This window comes from Saccharibacillus alkalitolerans, from assembly GCF_011090185.1.
Lineage (GTDB): Bacteria > Bacillota > Bacilli > Paenibacillales > Paenibacillaceae > Saccharibacillus > Saccharibacillus alkalitolerans.
In genome coordinates this window covers 680246-703759 of the sequence record NZ_JAAFGS010000003.1, presented here as the reverse complement: position 1 = coordinate 703759, position 23514 = coordinate 680246, and the positions used below count along the sequence as shown (strand labels likewise).

Here is a 23514-nt window from a genome sequence, read left to right as displayed (position 1 = left end):
GGAAAACCAATAGCAAAGAACCCTATCGCCTGCGCGGGAAGGGTTCGGAGCAGAAGCGGTATGAAGCTGAAGAGGCGGATCAGCCCAGCAGCTTCTCGATGTCTTTTTCCAGCTGTTCCGGCGACGTTTGCGGAGCGAAGCGTTTGACCGGCTTGCCTTCTTTGTCGATGAGGAACTTCGTGAAATTCCATTTGACCGATTTGGAGCCCATCAAGCCAGGCGCTTCTTCGCTCAAATATTGGAACAGCGGGTGTGCGCCGTTTCCTTTCACGTCGACTTTTTCGAACATCGGAAACTTGACGCCGTAGTTCAGCTGGCAGAACTCCACGATTTCTTCGTTGGTACCCGGGTCCTGCTCGTTGAACTGGTTGCTCGGGAAGCCGAGAATTTCCAAGCCGCGCTCGTGGTACTTGTCGTACAGCTCCTGCAGACCTTGAAACTGGGGCGTGAAGCCGCATTTACTGGCCGTGTTGACAATCAGGACGACTTTGCCTTGATAATCGGACAGCTTGACTTCTTTCCCGCCGGACATGCGAGCTTCGTATTCGTAAACGGACATCTTGTTACTCCTCCTTCAAAGAAATAATCACTCTCTTTTTGATTGTAAACAATTTAATTGAGTTTTGCAATTCGCTTTTCGTTTCATTCCTTCCCTTTTGCTTTATAGATTAGGTAGTTTGGCAAAAGGGCTATGGCTCAAATTTCATATGAGGAGTGACGGAACATGGATGCTTTGTATACGGCAAAAGCAACGGCGCGCAGAGGCGGCAGAAGCGGCGTGGTGGAATCGGCGGACGGAGCGCTGAATCTGCAGCTGTCGATGCCGAAAGGTTTGGGCGGCGGCGGAGGCACGGGTACCAATCCGGAAGAACTGTTTGCGGCCGGCTACAGCGCCTGCTTCGAGAGCGCTCTGGCCAATATCGCGCGCAAGGAGAAGATCGACATTCCCGATACCGAAGTCACCTGCAACGTGATGATCGGCAAGGACGATTCGGACGACGGTTTCAAACTGGCGGCGAAGCTGGAAGTTCGCATTCCGGGACTGGAGCCCGACAAGGCCAAGGAACTGGCGGAAAAAGCGCATGATTTCTGCCCGTATTCCAAAGCGACGCGCGGCAACATCGACGTGGAATTAAGCGTAATTTAAGCGGAGCCTCGCAAAATTTCAATGAAGAACGGCCGGGAACCGGACAGCCTTTCGAAGGCGCGGTTTCCGGCTTTTTTTTCGCGGCTGGAGCGGGGATGCGCGGTTGACACGAAAGGTGAAATTCATTAAGCTATATAAGCACGCGGAATGGGCGGAAATTTGGGTCCATGACGAAACTATGAATAACGGGTGATTATAATATGACTTACAGACCGAAAGTCGTAGGTGTGGATAAGGCCGGAAGCAACGATAAGGACGGACTGTACGAATTCGTCGTACATTTGGAAGACGGCACGATGTGCCGCGTTTTCTATAACCGTTTCCCGGAGTGGAAGCTGACCAACGTCAGCCGCCTGCTCAAGACGCCGTGCCCGATCTGCCGCAAGGACTACATCTGCAACTGCTTCGACAAGTTTAAGGGCGAACTCGACGCACAGCTGCAGGACGGAAAAATCGAACAAGTGCTTGCCTGAACGGGAGAACCCGGGCGGGGAGATTTTGAACGGGAAAAGCGCGCATGATGCTTTTGCGGTTCGGATATCGAAGCAGCGGACGTACGGAATTTCCCGTGCGTCCGCTGTTTTATTTTTTTCGGGATGTCGAAAAGCGGAAGCGTTCGCGGTCCGCGGCAGGGAAACGGGGCGAAAGAAGGTTCAAGCCGGAAGACGCGGTTAAAGAAATAGTATCGGAACAACCTGCATCAAGCGTCAAAAAATTTCAGAAGAGGAGGCGGCATCATGAATGCGATAACCGATAACGAACGGGTCGGCGGTCAGGCTGCGGAACAAACGCGGCATCCCGTCGTGCTGATCGACGGCGTCTGCCATTTTTGTCAGGGCGCCGTCCGCTTCATCGTCAAACGCGATCCCAAAGGCACGTTCCAGTTCGCGTCGCTCCAGTCGGAATTGGGCGCGGAACTGGCGGGCGGCACGGGCTTCGAAGCATCCGGCGAGCCGAATACGCTGGTGCTGATCGAAAACGGGCGCAAATACGTCCGCTCGACCGCCGCGCTGCGCATCGCCCGGAAGCTGCGTTTTCCGTGGCCGCTGCTGTATGCGCTCATCGTCTTGCCCCGTCCGCTGCGGGACGCGGTATACCGCTATATCGCGCGCAACCGCTACCGCTGGTTCGGCAAAGACGATACCTGCCCGATCCCGCCGCCGAGCGTGCGCAAGCGGTTTTTGGATACCGGCGCGGGTCGGGCGTGAATGCGCCGGCGGCGGTTTAAAAAAGAAAAAAATGGGTCTTGCCGGCTTGCGAACCCTGTGCTATTGTGTGAGTAAATAAATGGAACACGGCGGAAGCACCGCTCCTGACCTGCCTATACGGCAGGTTTGCGAGCGGTGCTTTTTTGTGTTGCGAGGAAAGGAAGGAAACAGGAGATGCGTAATCTGCAAATGGTGCTGGCGGTGGCGGACGAACAGTATATCGAGCCGTTCCTGCTGTACGCGCGCACCGGAGAATTCGCGAAGCAGGTGAGCGTGCGGGCTTTTTCGAAAATTGAAGCGTTTCTCGCCGCAATGAGGGAAGAGCGGCCGGATTTCGTGCTGGGCGAGCCGTCCTTTCTGGCGCCGTGGCTGGAAACGGAAGGAGGCCGGGGAGTACCCTGGGCGGCGCTGGGCGGGGGAGCGGAGAGCATCGCGCTCGGGGGGCCCGTTCTGCTGCCGTTTCAGCCGCTCAATCTGCTGCTGACGGCGGTGATGGATTTGGCCGGAACGGCGCGGAATACGACGGGGGAGACAGTGTCCGGAGCCGAAGTCATCGCCGTATACTCCGCCGCTCCCGGCGCAGGCAAAACGACGGTGGCGTTAAACCTGGCAAAGCAGCTCGGAGGAGGGGGGCTCAGAGTTTTTTATCTGAATTTGGAAACGGTGGACAGCGCGGCCGGATTTCGCGGCGTGAGCGGCGGTCCTCAAGGAACGGGAGGGCTGCCGGAGCTGCTGTACGATCTGCGTGCCGCCAAAGAGAACGGCGAAGCTTGCGCGGCCGCTTTGTCGAAGTATGCCACTTTCCAGGAGAAGATGAAGGCGGCTTCCTTCGCTCCGCTCGAACGCCCGGACGAGCTGCTGCAGATGAGCGCGGCGGATACGGAAGACCTGATCGACTACATAGCCGCAAGCGGCATGTGCGACATTCTTATCGCCGACACGGATACGGAAAGTCATGAGCGTTCCAGGGCACTGCTCGAACGGGCGGACCGCGTGCTGTGGCTGCTTACCGACGACCTGTTTCATTTGCAGAAAACATCGGGCTGGATGAGCTGCCGGGAAGCCCACGAGCCCGACCGGTTCTACGCGCTGCTCGGCAAAAGCCACTTTATCGTTAACCGTTACGGCGGCCGTCTGGAGAACCGTCTGCCGCGTTCGGATATTCGCCCGTCTGCTTTCCTATCTTATATTCCGTCATGGAAATACGTGTCGAGGGAAGACGTGCTGCTCGGTTCGCCGATCTTCCAACGGGACATTTTGGCGCTGTGCGAGCAGTTGGGATTCGGCCAGTCTCGGGCATCCCGGCAGCGGTCGGTGCAGAACGTAGGAGGCCGAGGATGAGAAGCGAGGCGGCAGAGACGGAATTGCAGGAGGAACTGTTCCGCTCCATGCGCGCCGAAGTGCGGGCCGCGCTGGACGTCACCCAGTCGGCGGACGACGGCGAACTGATGAAGCTGATCGAGCGCAAGGTGCTGTCGGACCTGCGCGCCGCGGCTCTGACCTCGGGAGAGAAGCGTCTGCTGGTGCGCCGGGTCTACGATTCGTTTCGGGGGCTCGACATTTTGCAGCCGCTCATCGACGACAAAAGCGTCACGGAGATCATGATCAACGGGCATACGGAAATTTTTATCGAACGTGAAGGCGAAGTGCGGCGCGTGCCGCAGACTTTCGAGTCTCGCGAGAAGCTGGAAGACATCGTGCAGACGATCGTGTCCGGAGTCAACCGGATTGTCAACGAATCGTCGCCGATCGTCGATGCGCGCTTGAAGGACGGTTCGCGGGTAAACGTCGTGCTGCCGCCGATCGCGCTCAAGGGGCCGACCATGACCATCCGCAAATTTCCGGAGAAACCGATGACGATGAACGATCTGGTGCGCCGGGGAGCGCTGGACGAAGAAGCCGCGGAATTCCTGAAAACGCTGGTGCGCAGCCGGTACAACATTTTTATCAGCGGAGGAACGGGCTCCGGCAAGACGACGTTTCTGAATGCTCTCTCGCAGTATATTCCGCCCGACGAACGGGTCATCACGATCGAGGACTCGGCGGAACTTCAGATTGTCACGGTGCCGAATCTGGTGTCGCTGGAGACCCGCAATGCCAACGTGGAGGGCAAGGGTGAGATCTCGATCCGCGACCTGATCCGTTCCTCGCTGCGGATGCGGCCCAACCGGATCGTCGTCGGCGAAGTTCGCGGCGCGGAAGCGCTGGACATGCTGCAGGCCATGAACACCGGACACGACGGAAGCTTGTCGACCGGCCACGCGAACAGCGCCAAAGACATGCTGAGCCGTCTGGAGACGATGGTGCTGAGCGGAGCGGATCTTCCGGTGGAAGTGGTGCGTCAGCAGATCGCTTCGGCGATCGACCTGTTCGTCCATCTGTCCCGTCTTCGCGACCGCTCCCGCCGCGTGGTGGAGATCAGCGAAGTGCTCGGCATGAAGGACGGACAGGTGGAGCTTCGGCAGCTGTTCCGTTTCGAAGAGGACGGAGAAAAAGACGGCCGGATCGTCGGGAAACTGCGCCGCCGCCCCGAATCTCTGCTGCATACCGATAAGCTGCAGGACGCGGGCATGGCCGACTGGCGCCGGATCGCCGGGCTGCCTGAAGGGGGGTGAATTTATTGCTGCGCATGAACGCAAGCGGAGTCCGCAGGCCGGCCGCGGGCAGAGCCGGATCCGGGAAAGGCGCTCCGAATCGGGGGAACCCGCCGAATTCAAAAGGGACGCATGACGCTCCGGCGGATAAACTGCGGGACTACACGACCTATAAGCTGGCGGGATACGAAAAGATGCTCAGCATGATTGTCGTAGGCGGCGTGCTGTTCGCGGTCGGCCTGCTGTTCTACAAAATATGGCTGCTGGCACTGCTGCTGACGCTTCCCGCCTTGAAGGCGCCGAAGATGTGGCAGAAACGCCAGATCGAGCGCAAGCGGATGCTGCTGAAGCTGCATTTCAAGCAGGCGCTCTACTCACTGTCTTCGTCGATGGCTGCGGGGCGGTCGGTGGAAAACGCGTTCCGGGAAGCCGCGGCCGACCTGACGCTGCTGTACCCGGGCGGGAACAGCGACATGATCCGCGAGCTGGAAGTCATTACGACGCGGCTGGAATACGGCGAACCGATCGAGTCCGCGCTGCTCGACTTCGGCCGAAGGGCCCAGATCGAAGACATCGACAATTTTATCGACGTTTTCGTGACCTGTAAGCGAACGGGCGGCGATCTGATCGAGGTAGTACGGCGTACTTCGACGGTAATCGGGGAGAAGATGGACATTCAGCAGGATATTTCGGTCATGATCGCCCAGAAAAAGTTCGAATCGAATATTTTGCTGGGAACGCCGTTTATTTTCATTCTGTTCATCAACGCTTCGGCTCCCGAGTTTATGGCTCCGCTGTACGGTACGCCGATGGGGATTATTCTGGCGACCGTCGGACTCGGCCTGCTGTTTTTGAGCGCCTGGCTGATGGGACGCATCATGAATATTCAAATTTAAACGGGGTGTGGACATGATAGTCACGATCGTTTCAAGCCTGCTGCTGCTGGCATTGGCCGCCGCCCTGCTGCTGGCTTCCGCGCAGCGGACTCCGGCGCACCGCAAAATTGCGGCGCTGCAGATGGACGGTATCCGCATGAGGGGCCTGCTGCCGCCGATGCTGGTGCTGGTGGAGCGGATGCGGGTTGCCGCGCGCTTCCCGATCTTTTTCCACAAACTGCAGTCTTCCGTACAGCGGGGGGAAGGGCTGCGCGACAGCGCGGAGAGAACGATGCTGTTCATGGCCCAGATGCTGCTGTATGCGCTCCTGGTCGCCGCCGCAGGCTGCGGAATGGCGATTGCCAACGGAGGTGCCGCTGCCTGGCTGGCGATCGGGCTCGGTATGGCGGTATTGCTGCCTTTTGCGCTGATCAAGGACTTGGCGTCCAAAGTCAAGCAGCGCGAGGAGCGCATATTGATGGAACTGCCGGAACTGCTGAACAAGATCGTGCTGCTGGTCGGCGCGGGGGAAACGGTCCAGCAGGCGATTTTCCGATGCTCGAAGCAGAAAGAGGGCAGCGACCATCCGCTGTATAAGGAACTCGACCGCATGGTTGCGGAATGCCGCAGCGGGGATCCGTTTCACCAGGCGTTCGAGCAGTTCGGCAAGCGCTGCGGCGTGCAGGACGCGACCGTCTTCGTCACGACGGTGCTGTTGAACCATAAGCGCGGAGGCGGCGAATTCGCGATGGCGCTGAGGGACCTGTCGAGAACGCTGTGGGATAAACGCAAGTCGCTGGGAAGAATCCAAGGGGAAAAAGCTTCGTCGAAAATGGTCTTTCCGATGGTGCTGATTCTGCTGGTCGTCATGCTCATGGTCGGCGGTCCGGCGATGATGCTGATTCAGATGTAAGAGGAATTCGAAAAACTACTTGAAGGAGGAGTAAGCATGCTGCAGGCAATCGGAAACAAAGTTAAAGGGGTTTGGAAAGAAGAGGACGGGTTGGGGACGCTTGAAGTCATTCTGATTATTGGGATTACACTGATTATTGCGCTGTTGTTCAAAACGCAAATCACAAATTTGATCAAAAGTTTGCTTCAAAGCGTCGACACAAAAAGCAAAAGTTTCTTTGAGTAATCGGACATGAAGACGTTTAGGCGAAAAATATTAAGGCCTTTACTTTGCGGTTCGCAAGGCAGCTTCACTATCGAATCCACTCTCGTCATGCCAATCGTCTTCATCTGCGTGATCTTAATCCTGATGCTCTGCCTCTACTTATACCAGAGTGCCATGCTCGTTCAGGCTTCGGCTATTACGTCGGAGCGTGCGGCTTACAGCTGGAACAACCGGCATAAGGAAGCGCGCACGGGGAGTTTCGACAAAGGGCAGACGGAAGACTTGTACTGGCGTCTGACGGAAGATCAACTGCTGACGGCGCTGTTCAGCGGGATAGGCGGCGGGGCTGCGGAGGAAACGATCCGCGTGCCGGGAGGCGGAGGAGAGTCGCTCGGTTCCGCGAAAATGGCGAAAGCGGCGGAAGAGCTGCCGGCGGGCATGGACGGCACCATGACCAGCAGGCGCGGACTGCTGCACCCGATTACGACGGTGCTGCATACGCCTCTTAATCTGGCGCCGATCCGGCGCGTTGCCGGAGACGAAATGGGCGGCTCCCAGTATTCGACGGTGGTGGAGCCGGTGGAGTTCATCCGCAATATCGAATTGGTCCGCTATTACGCCGGTAAATTCAAAGCCGATCAGGCGGTGCCTAATGCGCAAAAAGGCGGAGCGGCCGTAGCGATGACGCCGGAGAACGCGGGCGTGCAGCTGAGCAAGAAAGCCAAGAAATAACGACAGCGAATGAAGGCCGGGGCGCGGGCAAGGAAAGCGTCCCGGTTCGGGGGTGAGGGGTTGAAAGCAAGGTTGAAAGGGATTCGAAGACGGCTGCCGATCCGGTATTGCGGCCGCTTATGGAAAAGAGAGCACGGCTCGATCACCATATTTCTAAGCTTGGTTCTGGCGGTGACTTTGGCGTTCGTCGCCATCTTTATCGATTATTCTCGCATGGCGGCGCTGAAGGCGAAAAGCGAACGGCTGATGCATGCCGCCGCGCGTTCGGCCATGTCGGCCTATGTGCCGGAACTGCAGCGCAGTTACGGGCTGTTCGCTTACGGCGAAACCGACCCGTCGCTGATCTTTTCCGGAGTGCTCGAACGGAGCCTCGAGTATAAGGAGAGAGAAGGCGTACTGCCCATCACGGATGCCAAGCTGGTCTCCTCGTCGGTCGAGCTGAGCCGCGAACTGGGAGATTACGAAATATTCAAAACGCAGATCAACGAAGAGATGAAATACAAAGCGCCGGTCAACTTCGCGATCGAAGTCGTCGGCCGTTTCAAGCCGATGTCCCAGGCGATGAAGGAAGCGTCGGGAGCGGTCGAAGTGCTGGAGAAACTTCAGAAGCTGTACGACAAGCGCGAAGCGGAGCTGGACAGCATGTTGAAGCTGCAAAAGGACGCCGGTAAACGCACGGATAGTCTGGTCGAACAGATCGGCACGAACGGATCCGGAGACATCGGGAACACGCCGCTCGGCGGAGGGGTCTCGACGGCTGTCGATATGGCGGCGCAGTACAACGACTACAAAGCGCAGAAAGAACGGGTATCGTTCGAAACGCCGCCGCCCGAGACGGACGGCGAGGGGAATCCGAATCCGGATTTCATCGAATGGCTGGAGCTGCTCGCGAAAATCTCCGCATATGAGTCCGGCTCGGAGCGTATTACAAGCCGGATGCAGCATACGATAAATGTGGCTTTTCCTCCGCACGCGGAAGATCTGCTCCAGGCGAGGAAGCATCTGCTCAAAGCCAAAGAAATTAACGGCGAGATGGAAGCCGTGATCGCGGCGATGGGAGACCGGAGCGCGGACATTCCTTACGATCAGGTTACCCGCTCGGATATTCCCGGGGCCGAAGGCGGACCTGCGGGCGGAGCTTCGTCGATTCGCGAGCAGGTAAAGGAGCTGCTGCTGAAGCCCGAGTTTTTCACTGCGATGGAAGGCCGGATTACGGGGCAGGAGAACGATTTTTCGCATATGCAGTCCGACGTGAATTCGCTGCAGCAGACGCTGGGCCGCGCATTCGGCGATTCCGGCATGAACGGCTATACGCTAAAACGCATGGTGATCGGAGCTGGAAAGACGGCTTCCGAATATAACGGCCGATACGGCAGCGGAGGCAGCGTCATCGGAGACATCGAAGCGGCTCTCCGGGAACATCGCCAGCATGACGAGGAACGCAAAAAAGCGGAACAAGAAGCGAAAGGCAAAATCAAGGAAGTCCAGGAGATCATCAAGTTTCTGTCGGAAACGAAAGGGCATTACGAAGACTTTCAGACTTTGGAAAAGTACTATCGGGAAAACCTAGCGTTGAACAGCGGGATCGCCGCGGAAGCCGAAAAAGCGGCGCTGGAAGAAGATCCGGAAGCGGCGGGCAAAGACGCGATGGAAAACATGGACGGATTTTTCGGAGGAATCGCCGGCCTGCTGGACGCGACGGGCGATCGACTGCTGCAAAACGAATACGCGTCGGATCATTTCTCCAACTTCGATTATTCCAAAATGCGTCAGATCGCTAAGCCGGGCGAGCCTCTCGACGGTTCGGCAGCGGCGGATCAACTGAGCGTCGAGAAACAGGAACTGGAGTATATCATTTACGGATTCGCCAATCCCGGCGGCAATATCGCGGCGGCTTACGGAGAGATTTTCGCGATGCGTCTCGCGATCCGGACGATGGAAGCCTTGACCGATCCGAAGATTCTCGCTTTCGGCAATCCGCTGGTCATATTGGCTAAAGCCATTCTGCAAGGATTGGTCGAAGCGATCGCCGATATGTTCAAGCTGGCCGAGCAGGGTTACATCGAACTTTCCAACACACTGAAAATCCGGCTCACGTACAAAGATCATTTGAGGCTGTTCTTGTTCGCGCATCCCGGTAACGATAACCGGCTTTCCCGAATGCTGGCCGTAATCCGTTTCGATACCGGAGTCAATCCGGACGATCATTACACGTACCTGTCCGGAGATGCCGCGATCTCCATGCCGATCTGGTTTCTGCCGGGCGTGATGAAGACGATGAACGTCGGCGAAGGAACCTGGTCGGGCAGCGAATATACGGTGGATCTGCAGGCGGATTATTCTTATTGATTCACGGAGGCGGCTCATGAAAGAAGTTCACGATAAAATCCGGCGTGCGGCCGGCGACCGGGGCAGCATTACCGTGGAAGCGTCGCTCGTTCTGCCCATTTTTCTGCTTATGTTCGTTTTCCTCGCTTACATCGTCCAAATGACCGCTTTTTCGACCGTGCTGCAGACGACCGCTTCCGAGGCGGCCAAGCAGGTATCCACGCATCTGTATCCGGTCCAAATGGCGGCGGACCGCTTAAGCAAAGTGGAGCCGGTCGCCAAGGGGCTGGAGGGATTCGCGAAAATTTCGTTCAGCGAACTGGCGGCGAAGTATGCCTCCTCGCTTCCCGAGCCGATCGGCGGATGGGTCGAAGAAGCCGCCGCAAAAGGGGACATTCCTCTCCGGTCGTTGAAAGACGAAGTGTCTTCCGCCGTGCTCGATCCCGTCATTAAGCCGCTGCTTCGGCCGCTGATTGCGGACGGGCCTTTGAATATGGAAAAGCTGCATGTGATCGGCATTACGGTACCGACGACGGGAGAGAGCAACCGGCCCTACTTCGGCGTGGAATTGACTTACGAACTGCCGATCAAAGTTCCGTTTACGGGAAAGCCGATCTCGATCCGCGCCAAAGCGGAAGAGCGTGCCTGGATCGGCGATACCGGAGAGACGGAAGGAACGGCGGAAGCGGGCGCGGGGGAGGAAGCGGGAGGCTCGGCGGTGATCACTTCCGTGCCCAGTCCGGCCTATCCCGGCACCCGGGCAACGGTTACGGCGAAGGTTCAGCCGGGGCAAACCGCGACGATCAAAGTCGTTTACAAGAGCGGGAACAGCACGGCCCGATATTTGGGGCAGCAGACGGCGGACGCTTCCGGCAATCTGTCCTGGACCTGGCTGGTGGGAGGCAATACGACGCCCGGCGAGTGGGCGCTTGTAGTGGAGACGGCCGGGGGCACTCCTGCCGAAGCGTCGTTTGAAGTCCGAAAGCGAGAATGATCGGTGATGCGTCGAAGCTTGGTATTGAAGGAGGCTTTGAACGGAAGGCCGGCCGCAGCGTCGGCGATACCCCGGATCGGACAACAGGATCGGTCCGGTATCGCGGGTGTTGAGGCGGCCAAAGCTTTTGAAAAGCGGCAGCCTTCCCGTTATCCCCCTATTTAATGAAAGAAACGAGGAGACATCCCATGAGCGACATCCTGGCTTTCATCGGCTGCGGCTGCTTTTTGGTCGCGGCGTTTATGACGGATATCCGTACCCGTAAAATTCCGAATGTGCTTAACCTGGCGTTTGTCGTCAGCGGACTGCTGTACCAAGGGGCGGCACACGGGTTGGACGGATTGTATTTTGCGGGCAAAGGGTGCGCGGCAGGGTTCGGCGTGCTGTTCATCCTCTATCTGCTCGGCGCGGTCGGAGCGGGAGACGTGAAGCTGTTTGCGGGAATCGGAGCCTGGACCGGTATATTGTTCGCCGCGCAGACTCTGTTGTACTCGATTCTGTTCGCGGGCGCGATCGGGCTGGGCATCCTTTGTTGGAGGCGCGAAGGTCTGCGGCGGATCAAAAGAATCTTCGGAAGTCTGGCGGGAGTGTTTATGTTTCGCAGCCTCGTTCCGCTGAATGCGGATCGCGTTCATCATCTGACGTTCCCGTTCATGTGGGCGGTTCTGCCCGGCGCTTTGGCCGGATACTTTTATATGTATTAAGGGGTGTTGAAGGTGGAAGACTGGGTCACCGATTTCGTTCAGAGAGATACGACTTATATGGTGCTTAGAGGCGAAAAAAAGCTGGGCGGAGACGACCTGAACCGGGTGCAGGTCAAAATGCTGGCTTCTTCGAACGTGCCGCATGTGCTTGATCTGCATGTGCGCGAAGTCGACGACGAAGCGGAGCTTCACTACAATATCGGCGGCAAGCGGATGCTGTCGACGTGCATGAAAACGGAAAAAATCACGTTGGTCGAATACTACGCGCTGCTGCTGCAGATCGTGACGGCGCTTGAATACGGCATGACGTACATGCTGAATCCGAACGGATTTTTGCTCAAGGAAGATTATATGTTCGTGGAAGGTCCGCTGTCGGAAGGAACCGTATACTTGACTTATCTGCCTCTGAGCAAGTCGATGGAACTCGCGCCGAGCAGAGAACGGATCGGCGGTCTGGCGGCACGCTGGATGACCGCCGTGGACGATTTTCGGGGTACAGGGGTCCAGCGGATTCTGCAGATGTGCGAACAATCTTCCTTTTCGCTGCAGTCGCTCAAAGGCCTGTTGATCGGGCTGCTGGCCGGCAGCGGCAAGCGGCATACCGGAGGTTTGGAGGCCGCGGGCGCGGCCGCGCCGAAGCTTTTTCCTTCGATGAACGATTATTCGGATGCAAGGGGCGGAGCCGGCGGCTTGAACGGAGCTCCTGCCTCGAGTGCTTGGCCGCAGGGACAGCGAGCGGCCGCGGCGGTTTCGCAGCCGCATGCGGGAGGAGCGGCTTACGGTGCTCCCGAATCCGCTTTTTCGGCTAATGCGGACGGCGGTCGGTTGGCCGCGCGGAACGTTTCGCCAGCACGGCAGCCTCAGCCGTACGCTCCGCAGGACGCTCCGCAATACGCTCAAAATTTCGCCGGACAGTGGGGATCTGAGGCGCATTCGGCGCTTCCGCCGGTCGAAGAAGAGGAAGAGGCAAGCGGCCGGCGGAAGCGGATGGGCCGCGGCGGAAAGAAGGAGGATCTTCAGAAAGGACTGCGGAAGGGGAAGGCTTCGGACGGGGAGGACGAATTCGGAGAAGTTCAGCCGGAAGACAGCAAAAACGGCCGATTGGTCATGCCGCTCATCGGCGTGCTGCTGCTTGCCGTGTTGTGGAAATTTTTGTACCTGGATAATCCCGGAAAGACCGGCCTGCTGATCTGCGTCGTGGCGACGCCGCTGCTTATCGTTTTCGCCTACCTCGGCTGGGCAGGCAAGCTGAAGTTCGGAGGAGGAGGACGCCGGCAAGAAGAGGAGGAAGCGGAAGCGCTGGCCGCTTCCTGGCAGAAGCCCCGCGAAGAATCGGGACATCGGGTGTTTTACGGGCAGCCAGGCAATGACGCCGCGGGAACGGGCGGAAGACAGGCCGGCGAGTGGGGAGTCTCCCGCGAAGGCGATGAAGGACCGAGCATACCCGGTTTTCTTCGGCCGTCTTCCTCTTACTCCGAAGGGTTCCGGGAGGAAAGCCCGGCGGATGTTTCGCAGCGAATGCGGGTCGAAGAATTCGAGCGGCCGGCGGCCGTTCCCGGTACCGGGATGTTGGCGGCTCCCGCTTCGCAGCCGACCGTGATGCTGGACGGCGGGCGATCCGCGGCCGCGGCGGGACTATCGGTAGGCGGCGCTTCCGGACCGAGATACCGCCTGGAACGCCTGGAGAACGGCTCGCTTCCGCAAAGCATCGCTCTGCTTCCGGGGAGCTTTACGATCGGGCGCTCCCAGGAAGTGTCCCAGCACGTGGAGACGGCGGCGGGCATTTCCCGCGCGCATGTGGAACTTGAGCTTACGGACAATCAGTGCACGATCAAAGATATCGGTTCGCGTAATGGCACGCTTCTTAACGGCGAGGCGCTTACGCCTTACAAAGCGTACGAGATGCACGAAGGCGACACTTTCAAGATCGCGGGGATTTCGTATACGCTGCGCTGCGGATGATCCGAAGATCAAGAAGACGGGCGAAGGAAATCCCTTATCGCGCGGCACAAGCAAAGAGCCTGTTCAGATCCCGTCTCGAGGGTCTGATACAGACTCTTTTCGTTTCTTTCTATAAAAACGTTGCTATCCCCGCTCCAAATCCCGCACCGCTTCTTCCGCATACGGATGCTTGAATTCGAACCCGGCTTCCAGCGCCGCGGCCGGAACCACGCGCTGACCGCCGGTGACCATGAGAGACATTTCGCCGAGCACGGCCTTCATCAGTCCCTCGGGAACCGGGAACCAGTGCGGGCGGCCGACGGCTCCGCCGATCACGCGGCCCAGCTCGTCCTGGGTAACGGCGTTCGGCGAAGCGGCGTTGACGGGGCCGGAGACGTTCGGATTCGTCAGGCAGAATTCGAACAGCGCCGTCAGATCGTCGATATGGATCCAGGACATCCACTGGCGTCCGCTGCCGAGCTTTCCGCCGCCCATCAGTTTATAAGGAAGCTTGAGCACCGGGTAGACGCCCGCTTCGCGGCCCAGTACGAGCCCGATCCGCATTTTGACCAGACGCACCTCCGGCATCCGTTCGATTTCGTCCGCCGCGGCTTCCCATTTCACGGACAGCCGCGAAGGGAAGTCCTGCCCGCCGGGAGGCGAGCTTTCGTCGAACGTCTCCGTCTCCGACGTCCCGTAGATCCCGATCGCGGACGCCTGAATGAACACGGCCGGCGGTTTGTCCAGCGCTCGAACGGCTTCCGTCAATCGACGCGTCGATTCCAGCCGCGAACGCTCCATTTCCGCCTTGGCCTGCTCCGTCCAGCGCTGGCTGAGCGAGGAGCCCGCCAGATTGACGATGCCGTCGCAGTCCGCCAGCACGGCGGGATTTTTTTCGATTTCGTCCCAGGTCACCGTGGAGGGAGCGGAGCCGTCGCCGTTTGCCGCTTTGCGCGAGATCACGATTACCTCATGTCCCGAACGTATCAGCCTTTCCGTCAACTTTTGTCCGATAAATCCCGTTCCGCCGCCGATCGCAATCTTCATGCCGCGCCTCCTTTTGCGGAATATCCGCTTTTTTCGTTTTTTCTTCCATATATAATACGAACCCGGTAGGGAACTTCGCCTTCTCTCTTTATATTAAACGCCGTTCGTCCGCGCAATACAAATTCCTTCGGTCTCTTCGAAGGCATCCGACCGGGGAACGAAGACGTTTTTGCCGGTAACAGTTCTGTCTTATCCGTGCTTCATCGTAGATTTCTTGCCCGCTTCACGTTAAAATGAGACAAGGTTTGGACGGGCGCCGAATCGAACGGGTCTTATCGGACTTGGAAGAAAGAGGCGGCCGCAGACAAAGAGGAGGATGAATCATGCTTAAAATCGGCTCCCACGTGTCCTTTTCGGACAAGGGACTGGTGAGCGCGGCGAACGAAGCGAACAGCTACGGATCGACGTCGTTCATGATATATACCGGCGCTCCGCAGAACACGCGGCGCAAGCCTATCGAAACGATGAATATCGAGGAAGGCCGCAGGCTGATGGAACAGAACGGAGTGCCGGAAATCGTCGTGCACGCGCCGTACATCGTCAACCTGGGTTCTTACAAGGACCATACGTACGAGCTGGGCGTCAGCTTTTTGCAGGAAGAAATTCGGCGCACGCATGCGATCGGAACCAAGCAGATCGTGCTGCATCCCGGCGCGTTTACCGATAAAGACGTCGAATACGGCATCGAGCGCATCGCGGCGGGCCTGACGGAAGTGCTGAGCGGCGTGCAGGAAACGGACGTGAACATCGCGCTGGAAACGATGGCAGGCAAAGGCACGGAAGTCGGCCGTTCGTTCGAAGAGATCGCGCGGATCATCGAAAAAGTGCCGAACAACGAACGTCTCAGCGTCTGCATGGATACGTGCCATATTCACGATGCCGGTTACGATGTCGCGAACGATTTCGACGGCGTGCTGGAGCAGTTCGACCGCATCGTGGGACTGGGCCGGATCGGCGTCATGCACATCAACGACAGCAAAAACCCGGTCGGCGCGAAAAAGGACCGCCATACGCCGATCGGTTCGGGCTGGATCGGATTCGACGCGATCGACAAAGTCGTCAACCATCCGTCGCTTGCGCATCTGCCGTTTATTTTGGAAACGCCGTGGATCGGCAAAGACGTCAAGACGCAGCGCCCGATGTACGAGATCGAAATCGCGCTGCTGCGCGGCACCGTGGGGGAGCGCTTCGGCTCGGGCTTTGCGGAAGACGTCGAGAAGCTGCATACGTTCTTCGCGGCGCAGAATCTCGATCCGCGGGCGTTCACGCTGGACGTCTGGTCGCTGCTGAAAAACGACGCGAAGGCGAAAAAGGCCGACCCGCGCGAACCGCTCGAGCGGATGTACGATTTGGCTCTGGAAGCCGCCGTGCTGCCGGGACTGTCCGAAGAAGACCTCAACAAGCGTCTGATCGCCGTGCTGGCGGGCAAGGAAGCGCTGGCGCGTTTCTAAGCGATTCGCTCCTGGGCAAAGTTTCAACAAAATGCGGGGGAAAGAAGCGGCGCCGACGTCCATAACGCGTCGTCGCCGGGCTCCTCTGCGCGCAAAACGTCAACAAGACCGGCGCACGCAAGTGCAGGTCCGGACTCAAGGAGGATATTGGAATCATGGAGCTTCATATCAAAACTGCGGGTTCCGCAGGCCAGCAGCAGCCCGAAAACCGGGCCCGCATGCTGATTTCGTGTCCGGACGGTCCGGGCATCGTATCGACGGTATCCCGCTTCCTGTTCGATCACGGAGCGAATATCGTGCAGTCCGACCAATATACGATGGACCCGGACGGCGGCATGTTTTTCATGCGGATCGAATTCGACCTGGACGGGCTGAACGGCAAGCTGCCGCGTTTGGAGTCCGATTTCGCGGAGATCGCGGAACGTTTTTCGATGGATTGGCAGATCAACCGGGCCGCCAAGAAGAAAAAGCTCGCCATCTTCGTCTCCAAGGAGGATCACTGCCTGGTCGAACTGCTCTGGCAGTGGCAGGCGGGCGATCTGGACGCGGAAATCGCGGTCGTCGTCAGCAATCACCCGGACATGCGGGAATACGTCGAATCGTTCGGCATCGAATACCGGCATATTCCGGTTACCAAGGACAACAAGCCGGAAGCGGAGCGGCAGCAGCTTGAGGCCGTAGGCGGCGACATCGACTTGATCGTGCTGGCGCGCTACATGCAGATCGTGTCGCCGTACTTTATCGAGAACTACCGCAACCGGATCATCAACATCCATCATTCCTTCCTGCCTGCGTTCGTGGGCGGCAAGCCTTACGCCCAGGCGTACGACCGCGGCGTGAAGATCATCGGGGCGACCGCCCACTACGTGACGGAAGAACTGGACGGCGGCCCGATCATCGAGCAGGACGTGCAGAGGGTCAGCCACCGCGACGACGTGCCGGAACTGAAGCGGATCGGCCGGACGATCGAGCGGGTCGTGCTGGCGCGGGCGGTCAAATGGCATGCGGAAGACCGCATTCTGGTGCATCATAACAAGACCGTCGTCTTCAACTGAACATCAATTTCGTAACAAAAAGCTGCCGGCGGCCGTCTTAATAAGGGGAAGTCCGGGCAGACGATTCCAATATCATTCTGCTGCCGAAACGGCGCATAACCGGCCTGTTGAGTTCTCAACAGGCCGCTGCCGTTTTCAGGTATGTAAAATTTAGCTATTTATGGCGTCTAAGTGTTCTGTAAGCTGAAGGAACGAAAGGAGAATGTTATGTTTGCATGGAGAAAAAGAGCGGCCGTAAGCGTCACGGCGCTGCTGCTGCCGATCGTGCTGATCGCGGCGCTGCTGCCGATTTTCCCGGAAGGAGCCGCTGCCAAGGAAGACACGGGCGGTCTGCGGGTATCCGCGGAATTCGGCTACGGAGGCAAGGTTAACGAGGGCCGCTGGAATCCGCTTACGGTAACCTTGACGAGCGGAGAGGACTTGACCGGCGACCTGGTCGTGCAGGTGGCGCCGCAGAACGGGATGGGAGAAAGTACATATGTGCGCCGCGTGGAGCTTCCGGCCGGAACGGCCAAAGAAGTGACGCTGGCTATTCCGGGCGGTTCGTATTCGCGCAATACGAGCATGATCCGCTTTTACCCGGGTTCGGTGGAGAAAGGGGACGCCGCGCCTTTCCGGGAAGGTCGGGCTTATCTGAGCAGTTCAAGCCAATACGGCGGGATCGTCGGCGTCCTGGCATCCGATCCCGACACGATGAATTTCCTGAGTCTGCTGCAGAGCAGCGGACAGACGATCAGCGTCGTGCCGCTCGAAGCGGACGATATCGGCGGCAATCCGATGCTGCTCGACGGACTCGACGTGCTGGTCCTGAACGACTTTGCTTCCGATACGCTGAGCGAGGAACAGCTCGGCGCGATCCGGACCTGGGTGGAGCGAGGCGGCTCCTTGCTGCTGGGGGGCGGCGCGGGCTACGCGAAGACGGCGGCCGGGCTGGAAGATCTGTCGCCGGTCGAAGTCTCGGGCGGCACGGAATCCGTATCGGCCGCGCCGCTGGCGGGAGGAGGCGGAGGCAAAGCCCTTCCCGCAGGCTCTTCGCTGACCGCGGCGAAAGCTTCGGCCAAAGCGGAGGCTTCCGTGCGCTACAGCTCGGGCGGCCTGCCGCTGATCGCTTCGATGCCGGTCCAGGCGGGGCGCGTGTGGTATTCGGCGTATGACCTGTCGCTCGCGCCGCTGTCCTCCTGGGCCGGCAGTGCGGATCTGTGGGGCAAGCTGCTGACAAGCGACTTATCCGCCGCCACGGCCGTCGGCGGAGGAGTGGCCGTACCTTCGTTCAGCTCCAACTATTACAATCTGTCGTATGCGCTCGACTATTTCCCGTCGCTGCATATGCCGAAGCTGAGCGTGCTCGTTTGGCTGCTGCTGATCTATGTCGTGATCGCGGCTCCGATTCTGTATCTGATTCTGCGCAAATTCGATAAACGCGAATGGGCCTGGGTGCTTATCCCCCTGATCGCGATCGTATCCAGCGCGGCGATCTACATGACGGGCTCTTCGGACAAAACGAACGAGCTGGCCCATACGCTGAGCTATGTCACGCTGGACGGCGAGGGCGAAGGGTTACGACGCAGCGCGACGGCGTTATTCGTGCCGAATTCCGGCAATTATAAGGTCGATTTCCCGGCCGGCACGCAGGTGTCGATGATGAGCGGGGACAATTGGATGGGCGGCAGCGGCGGACAGGTGAGCGGTCAGCTGAACAATTTCGTGCGCGAACAGCCGGACGGCACGCAGCTTCGTCTCGGCGGCATGTCATATTGGTCCGTCGCCAAGTTCACGGTCGAAGAGCCGGAAGGGCTCGAGACGGGAAAATTGGATGCGGAGCTGAAGATCGACGAGCAGGGAGAGATCAGCGGCCGCGTCGTCAACGATACGAATGCTCGGTTGACGGATGCCGCGTTGGTCGCGGGCGGCAAATTGTACAAGCTCGGTCAGTTGGAACCGGGAGGAGAAGCGACGATCGGCAAAGGCATGACGCTGACCTCGGGCTATTACGACATCGGCAGCTTTTTGTTCTCGACTCCGATGTCCGGTAACGATCCGTATGTCCGCCAACGGTCGATGACGCAAAACATTCCGGGAAGCGGCGTGCTGAACGGGGTCGGCATGCAAAACGCGTTCCTGATGGCTTTCGCGGAAGATTCCGGCGATAAGCTGACCGCGGGCGGCAAGTCGGTCACGAACGACCGTCTCAGCATGTATACGCAGCCGGTCACCGTCGAGCTGATTCGGGAAGGAGAAGTCAACATTCCTTACGGATACGTGGGAGGCTCCGTCATTCATACGAATACGACGCAGGTCGGCGACGACGGCATGGGCCGAGTCAGCGCTTCGCCGGGCACGATGACGATCGGATATTCGCTGCCGGATCTGGAAGGCGTGAATTACGAGCAGCTGGATGTCCGCCTGCCGGACGGCAGGGTTCAGACCGCGACGCTGGAGATCTGGAACGAGGCCGAGAAAAAGTGGCAGCCGATCGATTGGAAGACCGGAGCGGTATCGGAGAATTACAAGCAGGCGGACGATTACGTGACAAGCGGCGGCCAGGTTCAGATCCGCGTTCGCGTGAACGAGTGGACCACGATGGCTCTGCCGGAAATCAAGCTGAAAGGAGCGGTGCAGCCATGATCGAGATCAAGGATCTGAGCAAGCGCTACGGGAACTTCCAAGCGTTGGACGGTATCAGCATGACGATCGACGCGGGAACGGTATTCGGCTTCGTCGGTCCCAACGGGGCGGGCAAGTCGACGACGATGTCGATCCTGGCGACGCTCCTGCTGCCGGATTCGGGCATCGCGAAAGTCAGCGGGTTCGACGTGACGAAGCATCCGAAAGAGGTGCGCCGCCGGATCGGCTACATGCCGGACTTTTTCGGCGTATACGACCGGTTCAAGACGGACGAATATTTGCATTTTTACGGAGCGAGCTACGGCATTGCGCGATCCGAACGCGAGAAATTGATCCCGCAGCTGCTGGAACTGGTCAATCTGTCGGATAAAAAAGAAGCTTACGTGGACGGACTGTCGCGCGGGATGAAGCAGCGTCTGTGCTTGGCGCGCAGTCTGGTGCACGATCCGGAAGTGCTGATTCTGGACGAGCCGGCTTCGGGTCTGGACCCGCGGGCGCGGATCGAAATGCGCGAAATTTTGAAAGAACTCAAACGGATGGGGAAAACGATTATTATCTCCTCGCATATTTTGCCGGAACTGGCGGAGATGGTCGATCAGATCGGCGTGATCGAACACGGAAGAATGGTCGCGCAGGGCAAAGTATCCGATATTCAGAGCCGCTTGCGGGTCAACCGGGTGCTGCATATCCGGACGCTGGCGCGTCAGGAAGAATTGGCCGCGAAGCTGCGGGACGAAGCGCACGTCAGCCGGGTGCTGAGCGACGCGAACGGCATCCAGGTACATTTCAGCGGACAGGACGTCGAGCAGATGCAGCTGCTGCGCCGCGTGCTGGACTGGGAATACGAAGTGGTGTCCTTTAACGAAGCGCAGACCAACCTCGAAGACGTCTTTCTCGAAATCACGAAAGGAGGAGCCGCGACATGAGCTTGAAAAACAAGGCCGGCGGAGGAAGTTTGTGGATCAATCCCGTGCTGGACAAAGAATTTCGCCTTCGGATGCGCACGCCTCGTTCGTTCGTCGCGCTGCTGATCTATGTCATGGTGCTGGGACTGCTGGCGATCGGATTTATCTACGTGACGACGGGGCTGCAGGATCAGCAGTCGGGCGGAAGATTCGATCCGTCGGTCAGCCGAGTCTTATTCTACGTGCTGAGCATCGCGCAGCTCGTATTGATCGCGTTCATGACGCCGGCGCTTACGGCGGGCGTCATCAGCGGAGAACGGGAAAAGCAGACGCTGAACATCCTGCTGACCACGCAGCAGAGCTCGTCGGCGATCGTGCTGAGCAAGCTTTTTTCCTCGCTGGCGTTCATGGTGCTGATCGTGCTGGCGACGCTTCCGGTCTACAGTATCGTATTTTTGTACGGAGGCATCTCGCCGTCGCAGCTGGCGCTCGTGTTCCTGTTCTATCTGTTCACGATGCTGCTGCTCGGCGCGCTGGGCATCATGTGCTCGACGATCTTTAAACGCACGATTATTTCGGTCATCATGACTTACGGCATGACGATGTTCATTTTCGCCGCGACGGGAGTCGCCTATCTGCTGATGCTCGCGATCGTGCAGCAGTCTTATTACAGCGGTACGGTCCCGCCCAAATACTCGTGGGTCGGGTTCATTCTGGGACTCAATCCGGTAGGCGCGCTGGTCAGCATTTTCGAGCCCGGCATTTCGAAGCAGGCTTTCCTCGTCAACAGCGGCAATCTGCAGGGCAAAGCGCCGATCGCGCTGTGGCTGCAGTTCCTGCTCGTTTACTCGGTCGTGATCGTCGGCGCGCTGTGGGTCGCGATCCGTCGCATTCGGCCCGTCCGCCGCAAACGGCGAGAAGACGATTTCGACGCGCCGAATAACGGCGCCTCTGCGGGAGAAGTCGCGGAGATGAAGCCTGCCGAGGGCATGAAGAACGATAAGTAAAAGACTGTCGCAAGCGCGAGAGGAAGGGAGGAGACGGCATGGATAACCTGATGGCTTCGATCCGATCGGTCAGGCTGCGGCTGCAGATTTTTAAAATATGCGCTTTCGCGTTCAGAGGCCTGCTGATCGGCCTCGCGGCCGCCGTCCTGCTCTCGGGTGCCGCTTATTTGATTCCGATTCCCCGCGCGGCGCTGTGGGCGGCCGTCTGCGCGCTGCTGGGCGCTGCCGCGGGAGCCGCGGCGGCTTGCTTGCGCCCTGTCGGAACGGAGGAGGCTGCCCGGGCCATGGACGCGGCGGACCCGGCCGAAGAACGGCGCGATCTGGTGACGACCGCCCTGGAGTTCGCGGACCGCGATTCTTCCGCTTCCAGATGGCAGCGGGCGCAGGCGGAGGCGTACGGGCTGGAGTTTGCGGCCAAACGCCGGGAACGGCTGCCTTTCGGCTGGAAATTCGGCCGTGCCGAGTCCGCGGCTTCCGCTCTGGTCGTCGTCTGTGCGCTGCTGCTCCTCCTGCCCAATCCGATGGACGGCGAACTGCGTCAGCGCGAGCGGGAGCAGGCGCTGATCGACGCGCAGCAGAAGCGGGCCGAAGCGCTGGCGAAAGAGCTGAACGAAGCGCCGATCCCGCCGGAGGAGCGGGCCCCGCTGGCCGAGTCCGCCGCCGGTCTCGCGAAGGAACTGGGAAATTCGCGCCGCGCGGAAGAAGCGCTGGATAAAATGGAAGAAGCGATGAAGGAGCTGGGGCGCCAAGCGGATACGGCGGAGAAGCAGCAGCAGGAGCTGCAGGACTGGAACCGGCAAATCGCCGCCCAGCAGGCGCTCAAGGAGGCGGCAAAGCAGCAGGCAGCCGACGCATCAGAGCGGGCGGAAGCGCTGAAGAACGCCGTGTCGAAGCTGTCGGAGCAGCAAAAAGAGCAGCTGGCAAATGCCATGAAGGGGCTTGCGGAGCAGGCGCCGAAGGAAGGAAAGGAAACGGCAGCGCTGCAAAAAGCGCTGCAGAAAGCCGCCGAACAGCTGGCCGCTTCGGGGAAATTGTCGGATGAGCAAATTCAAGACTTGGCCGAGAAGCTGGCGGCTTCCGCCGCCGAATCCGGATCGCTCGGCGAGCAAAGCGAGCTGGCGGCCGAAGCGGCGGCGCAGCTCGCTCAAAGCGGCATGGACATGGCCGGGCAGCTGGCCGCCTCGGGCATGTCGGTATCCGACGCCTGGGGCAAAGGAGGCGCAGCCCAGGCGCTGGCGGATGCCGCTTCGGCCGCCGAGGGAGGCTCCGAAAGCGCGAACGCTTCCGAAGGCTCGCAGAGCGAAGGAGCGGAAGGGCAAAGCGCCGACGGCGAAGGTTCTTCCGGAAGCGGACAAGGTTCCGGCTCCCAAGGCCGATCCGGACAGGGAAGCGGCAGCGGTCAAGGGCAAGGTCAAGGCCGAGGGAACGGTTCGGGTTCCGGAGGAAACGGCTCGGGACAGGGAGGCGGAGCCGGCTGGGGAAGCGGCGGCCGCGAGCTGGTCACGACGCCGAGAGATCTGAAAGGCGAAGGCAATGTCCAGTCCGACGGCGGCCCTTCGAGCGGCGGAGACAAGCAGACGGGCGGCGTTTCGCCGACGATCGACGGCGTGAGCCGTCCTTACGAGGAAGTATACGGCGAATATTCCGAGAGGGCCAAAGATTCGCTGGGCCGCAGCGATCTGCCGCAGAGCGTGCAGGGCCTGGTGGAAAGTTACTTTACCGAGATCAGACCGGAATCCTGAACGGGATTCGGGGAAAAACCGACCCGGCCCGTCAGCGGCCGG

At 59.2% G+C, this 23514-nt stretch carries 21 protein-coding genes; 19 read left to right on the top strand and 2 right to left on the bottom strand.

Annotated features, from left to right (window positions below; genetic code table 11):
* Window positions 1-79: 79 nt before the first annotated feature.
* Entirely contained in the window at window positions 80-559 is a 480-nt protein-coding gene (locus GYN08_RS11885; protein WP_166274399.1) for a glutathione peroxidase, read from the bottom strand.
* 165 nt (window positions 560-724) lie between these two features.
* On the opposite strand from GYN08_RS11885, the gene GYN08_RS11880 reads away from it, so the two are divergent.
* The 13 genes from GYN08_RS11880 (at window position 725) to GYN08_RS11820 (ending at window position 13661) form a co-directional block, all read left to right on the top strand.
* Entirely contained in the window at window positions 725-1147 is a 423-nt protein-coding gene (locus GYN08_RS11880; protein ID WP_166274398.1) for an organic hydroperoxide resistance protein, read from the top strand.
* Window positions 1148-1347: 200 nt separating this feature from the next.
* Window positions 1348-1620, top strand: coding sequence for a hypothetical protein (locus tag GYN08_RS11875; protein WP_166274397.1), 273 nt, complete (start codon window positions 1348-1350; stop codon window positions 1618-1620).
* Window positions 1621-1884: 264 nt separating this feature from the next.
* Entirely contained in the window at window positions 1885-2355 is a 471-nt protein-coding gene (locus tag GYN08_RS11870; RefSeq protein WP_166274396.1) for a thiol-disulfide oxidoreductase DCC family protein, read from the top strand.
* A gap of 174 nt (window positions 2356-2529) precedes the next feature.
* Window positions 2530-3696, top strand: a complete 1167-nt coding sequence (locus tag GYN08_RS11865) for a P-loop NTPase family protein (protein ID WP_166274395.1) — start codon at window positions 2530-2532, stop codon at window positions 3694-3696.
* A gap of 23 nt (window positions 3697-3719) precedes the next feature.
* Window positions 3720-4970 carry a CpaF family protein gene (locus tag GYN08_RS11860; RefSeq protein ID WP_166274491.1) on the top strand — a complete coding sequence of 417 codons (1251 nt, stop codon included), beginning with the start codon at window positions 3720-3722 and terminating at the stop codon, window positions 4968-4970.
* On the top strand, window positions 4967-5845 hold the full coding sequence (locus GYN08_RS11855) for a type II secretion system F family protein (RefSeq protein ID WP_328802931.1): 879 nt from the start codon (window positions 4967-4969) through the stop codon (window positions 5843-5845). Before GYN08_RS11860 ends, GYN08_RS11855 begins: the two co-directional genes overlap by 4 nt.
* 13 nt (window positions 5846-5858) lie before the next feature.
* Window positions 5859-6737, top strand: coding sequence for a type II secretion system F family protein (locus GYN08_RS11850; RefSeq protein ID WP_166274394.1), 879 nt, complete (start codon window positions 5859-5861; stop codon window positions 6735-6737).
* A 36-nt stretch (window positions 6738-6773) separates the two neighbouring features.
* Window positions 6774-6962: a Flp1 family type IVb pilin gene (locus tag GYN08_RS11845; protein ID WP_166274393.1), complete on the top strand. Its 189-nt coding sequence runs from the start codon at window positions 6774-6776 to the stop codon at window positions 6960-6962.
* Window positions 6963-6968: 6 nt separating this feature from the next.
* Window positions 6969-7673, top strand: coding sequence for a TadE family protein (locus GYN08_RS11840; RefSeq protein WP_328802930.1), 705 nt, complete (start codon window positions 6969-6971; stop codon window positions 7671-7673).
* Window positions 7674-7733: 60 nt separating this feature from the next.
* Entirely contained in the window at window positions 7734-10022 is a 2289-nt protein-coding gene (locus tag GYN08_RS11835; RefSeq protein WP_166274392.1) for a DUF5702 domain-containing protein, read from the top strand.
* 16 nt (window positions 10023-10038) lie between these two features.
* Complete coding sequence (locus GYN08_RS11830; RefSeq protein WP_166274391.1) at window positions 10039-10995, top strand: TadE/TadG family type IV pilus assembly protein; 957 nt, start codon at window positions 10039-10041, stop codon at window positions 10993-10995.
* Window positions 10996-11183: 188 nt separating this feature from the next.
* A complete protein-coding gene (locus tag GYN08_RS11825) occupies window positions 11184-11699 on the top strand; it encodes an A24 family peptidase (RefSeq protein ID WP_166274390.1) in 516 nt (171 codons plus the stop codon).
* A 12-nt stretch (window positions 11700-11711) separates the two neighbouring features.
* Window positions 11712-13661 carry a DUF6382 domain-containing protein gene (locus GYN08_RS11820; RefSeq protein ID WP_166274389.1) on the top strand — a complete coding sequence of 650 codons (1950 nt, stop codon included), beginning with the start codon at window positions 11712-11714 and terminating at the stop codon, window positions 13659-13661.
* A 123-nt stretch (window positions 13662-13784) separates the two neighbouring features.
* On the opposite strand, the gene GYN08_RS11815 is transcribed toward GYN08_RS11820, so the two are convergent.
* Window positions 13785-14687, bottom strand: a complete 903-nt coding sequence (locus GYN08_RS11815) for a TIGR01777 family oxidoreductase (protein ID WP_166274388.1) — start codon at window positions 14685-14687, stop codon at window positions 13785-13787.
* A gap of 323 nt (window positions 14688-15010) precedes the next feature.
* Between GYN08_RS11815 and GYN08_RS11810 the strand changes: the two genes are divergently transcribed.
* The 6 genes from GYN08_RS11810 to GYN08_RS11785 all read left to right on the top strand — a co-directional run bounded on the left by GYN08_RS11810 (window position 15011) and on the right by GYN08_RS11785 (window position 23472).
* A complete protein-coding gene (locus tag GYN08_RS11810) occupies window positions 15011-16138 on the top strand; it encodes a deoxyribonuclease IV (RefSeq protein WP_166274387.1) in 1128 nt (375 codons plus the stop codon).
* Between the two features lie 155 nt (window positions 16139-16293).
* Complete coding sequence (purU, locus tag GYN08_RS11805; RefSeq protein WP_166274386.1) at window positions 16294-17193, top strand: formyltetrahydrofolate deformylase; 900 nt, start codon at window positions 16294-16296, stop codon at window positions 17191-17193.
* Between the two features lie 207 nt (window positions 17194-17400).
* On the top strand, window positions 17401-19818 hold the full coding sequence (locus tag GYN08_RS11800) for a hypothetical protein (RefSeq protein WP_166274385.1): 2418 nt from the start codon (window positions 17401-17403) through the stop codon (window positions 19816-19818).
* Window positions 19815-20744, top strand: a complete 930-nt coding sequence (locus GYN08_RS11795; RefSeq protein WP_166274384.1) for an ABC transporter ATP-binding protein — start codon at window positions 19815-19817, stop codon at window positions 20742-20744. The genes GYN08_RS11800 and GYN08_RS11795 overlap by 4 nt, the downstream gene beginning before the upstream one ends.
* On the top strand, window positions 20741-21730 hold the full coding sequence (locus GYN08_RS11790) for an ABC transporter permease (RefSeq protein ID WP_166274383.1): 990 nt from the start codon (window positions 20741-20743) through the stop codon (window positions 21728-21730). The genes GYN08_RS11795 and GYN08_RS11790 overlap by 4 nt, the downstream gene beginning before the upstream one ends.
* Window positions 21731-21768: 38 nt before the next feature.
* On the top strand, window positions 21769-23472 hold the full coding sequence (locus GYN08_RS11785; RefSeq protein WP_166274382.1) for a phage tail tape measure protein: 1704 nt from the start codon (window positions 21769-21771) through the stop codon (window positions 23470-23472).
* The last annotated feature ends 42 nt before the right edge of the window (window positions 23473-23514 follow it).

What these genes read in the sequence shown, in the direction of transcription:
- GYN08_RS11885 (WP_166274399.1), bottom strand. Translation starts at nt 559, where the DNA reads ATGTCCGTTTACGAATACGAAGCTCGCATGTCCGGCGGGAAAGAAGTC.
- GYN08_RS11880 (WP_166274398.1), top strand. Translation starts at nt 725, where the DNA reads ATGGATGCTTTGTATACGGCAAAAGCAACGGCGCGCAGAGGCGGCAGA.
- GYN08_RS11875 (WP_166274397.1), top strand. Translation starts at nt 1,348, where the DNA reads ATGACTTACAGACCGAAAGTCGTAGGTGTGGATAAGGCCGGAAGCAAC.
- GYN08_RS11870 (WP_166274396.1), top strand. Translation starts at nt 1,885, where the DNA reads ATGAATGCGATAACCGATAACGAACGGGTCGGCGGTCAGGCTGCGGAA.
- GYN08_RS11865 (WP_166274395.1), top strand. Translation starts at nt 2,530, where the DNA reads ATGCGTAATCTGCAAATGGTGCTGGCGGTGGCGGACGAACAGTATATC.
- GYN08_RS11850 (WP_166274394.1), top strand. Translation starts at nt 5,859, where the DNA reads ATGATAGTCACGATCGTTTCAAGCCTGCTGCTGCTGGCATTGGCCGCC.
- GYN08_RS11845 (WP_166274393.1), top strand. Translation starts at nt 6,774, where the DNA reads ATGCTGCAGGCAATCGGAAACAAAGTTAAAGGGGTTTGGAAAGAAGAG.
- GYN08_RS11840 (WP_328802930.1), top strand. Translation starts at nt 6,969, where the DNA reads ATGAAGACGTTTAGGCGAAAAATATTAAGGCCTTTACTTTGCGGTTCG.
- GYN08_RS11830 (WP_166274391.1), top strand. Translation starts at nt 10,039, where the DNA reads ATGAAAGAAGTTCACGATAAAATCCGGCGTGCGGCCGGCGACCGGGGC.
- GYN08_RS11825 (WP_166274390.1), top strand. Translation starts at nt 11,184, where the DNA reads ATGAGCGACATCCTGGCTTTCATCGGCTGCGGCTGCTTTTTGGTCGCG.
- GYN08_RS11815 (WP_166274388.1), bottom strand. Translation starts at nt 14,687, where the DNA reads ATGAAGATTGCGATCGGCGGCGGAACGGGATTTATCGGACAAAAGTTG.
- GYN08_RS11810 (WP_166274387.1), top strand. Translation starts at nt 15,011, where the DNA reads ATGCTTAAAATCGGCTCCCACGTGTCCTTTTCGGACAAGGGACTGGTG.
- purU (WP_166274386.1), top strand. Translation starts at nt 16,294, where the DNA reads ATGGAGCTTCATATCAAAACTGCGGGTTCCGCAGGCCAGCAGCAGCCC.
- GYN08_RS11800 (WP_166274385.1), top strand. Translation starts at nt 17,401, where the DNA reads ATGTTTGCATGGAGAAAAAGAGCGGCCGTAAGCGTCACGGCGCTGCTG.
- GYN08_RS11795 (WP_166274384.1), top strand. Translation starts at nt 19,815, where the DNA reads ATGATCGAGATCAAGGATCTGAGCAAGCGCTACGGGAACTTCCAAGCG.
- GYN08_RS11790 (WP_166274383.1), top strand. Translation starts at nt 20,741, where the DNA reads ATGAGCTTGAAAAACAAGGCCGGCGGAGGAAGTTTGTGGATCAATCCC.
- GYN08_RS11785 (WP_166274382.1), top strand. Translation starts at nt 21,769, where the DNA reads ATGGATAACCTGATGGCTTCGATCCGATCGGTCAGGCTGCGGCTGCAG.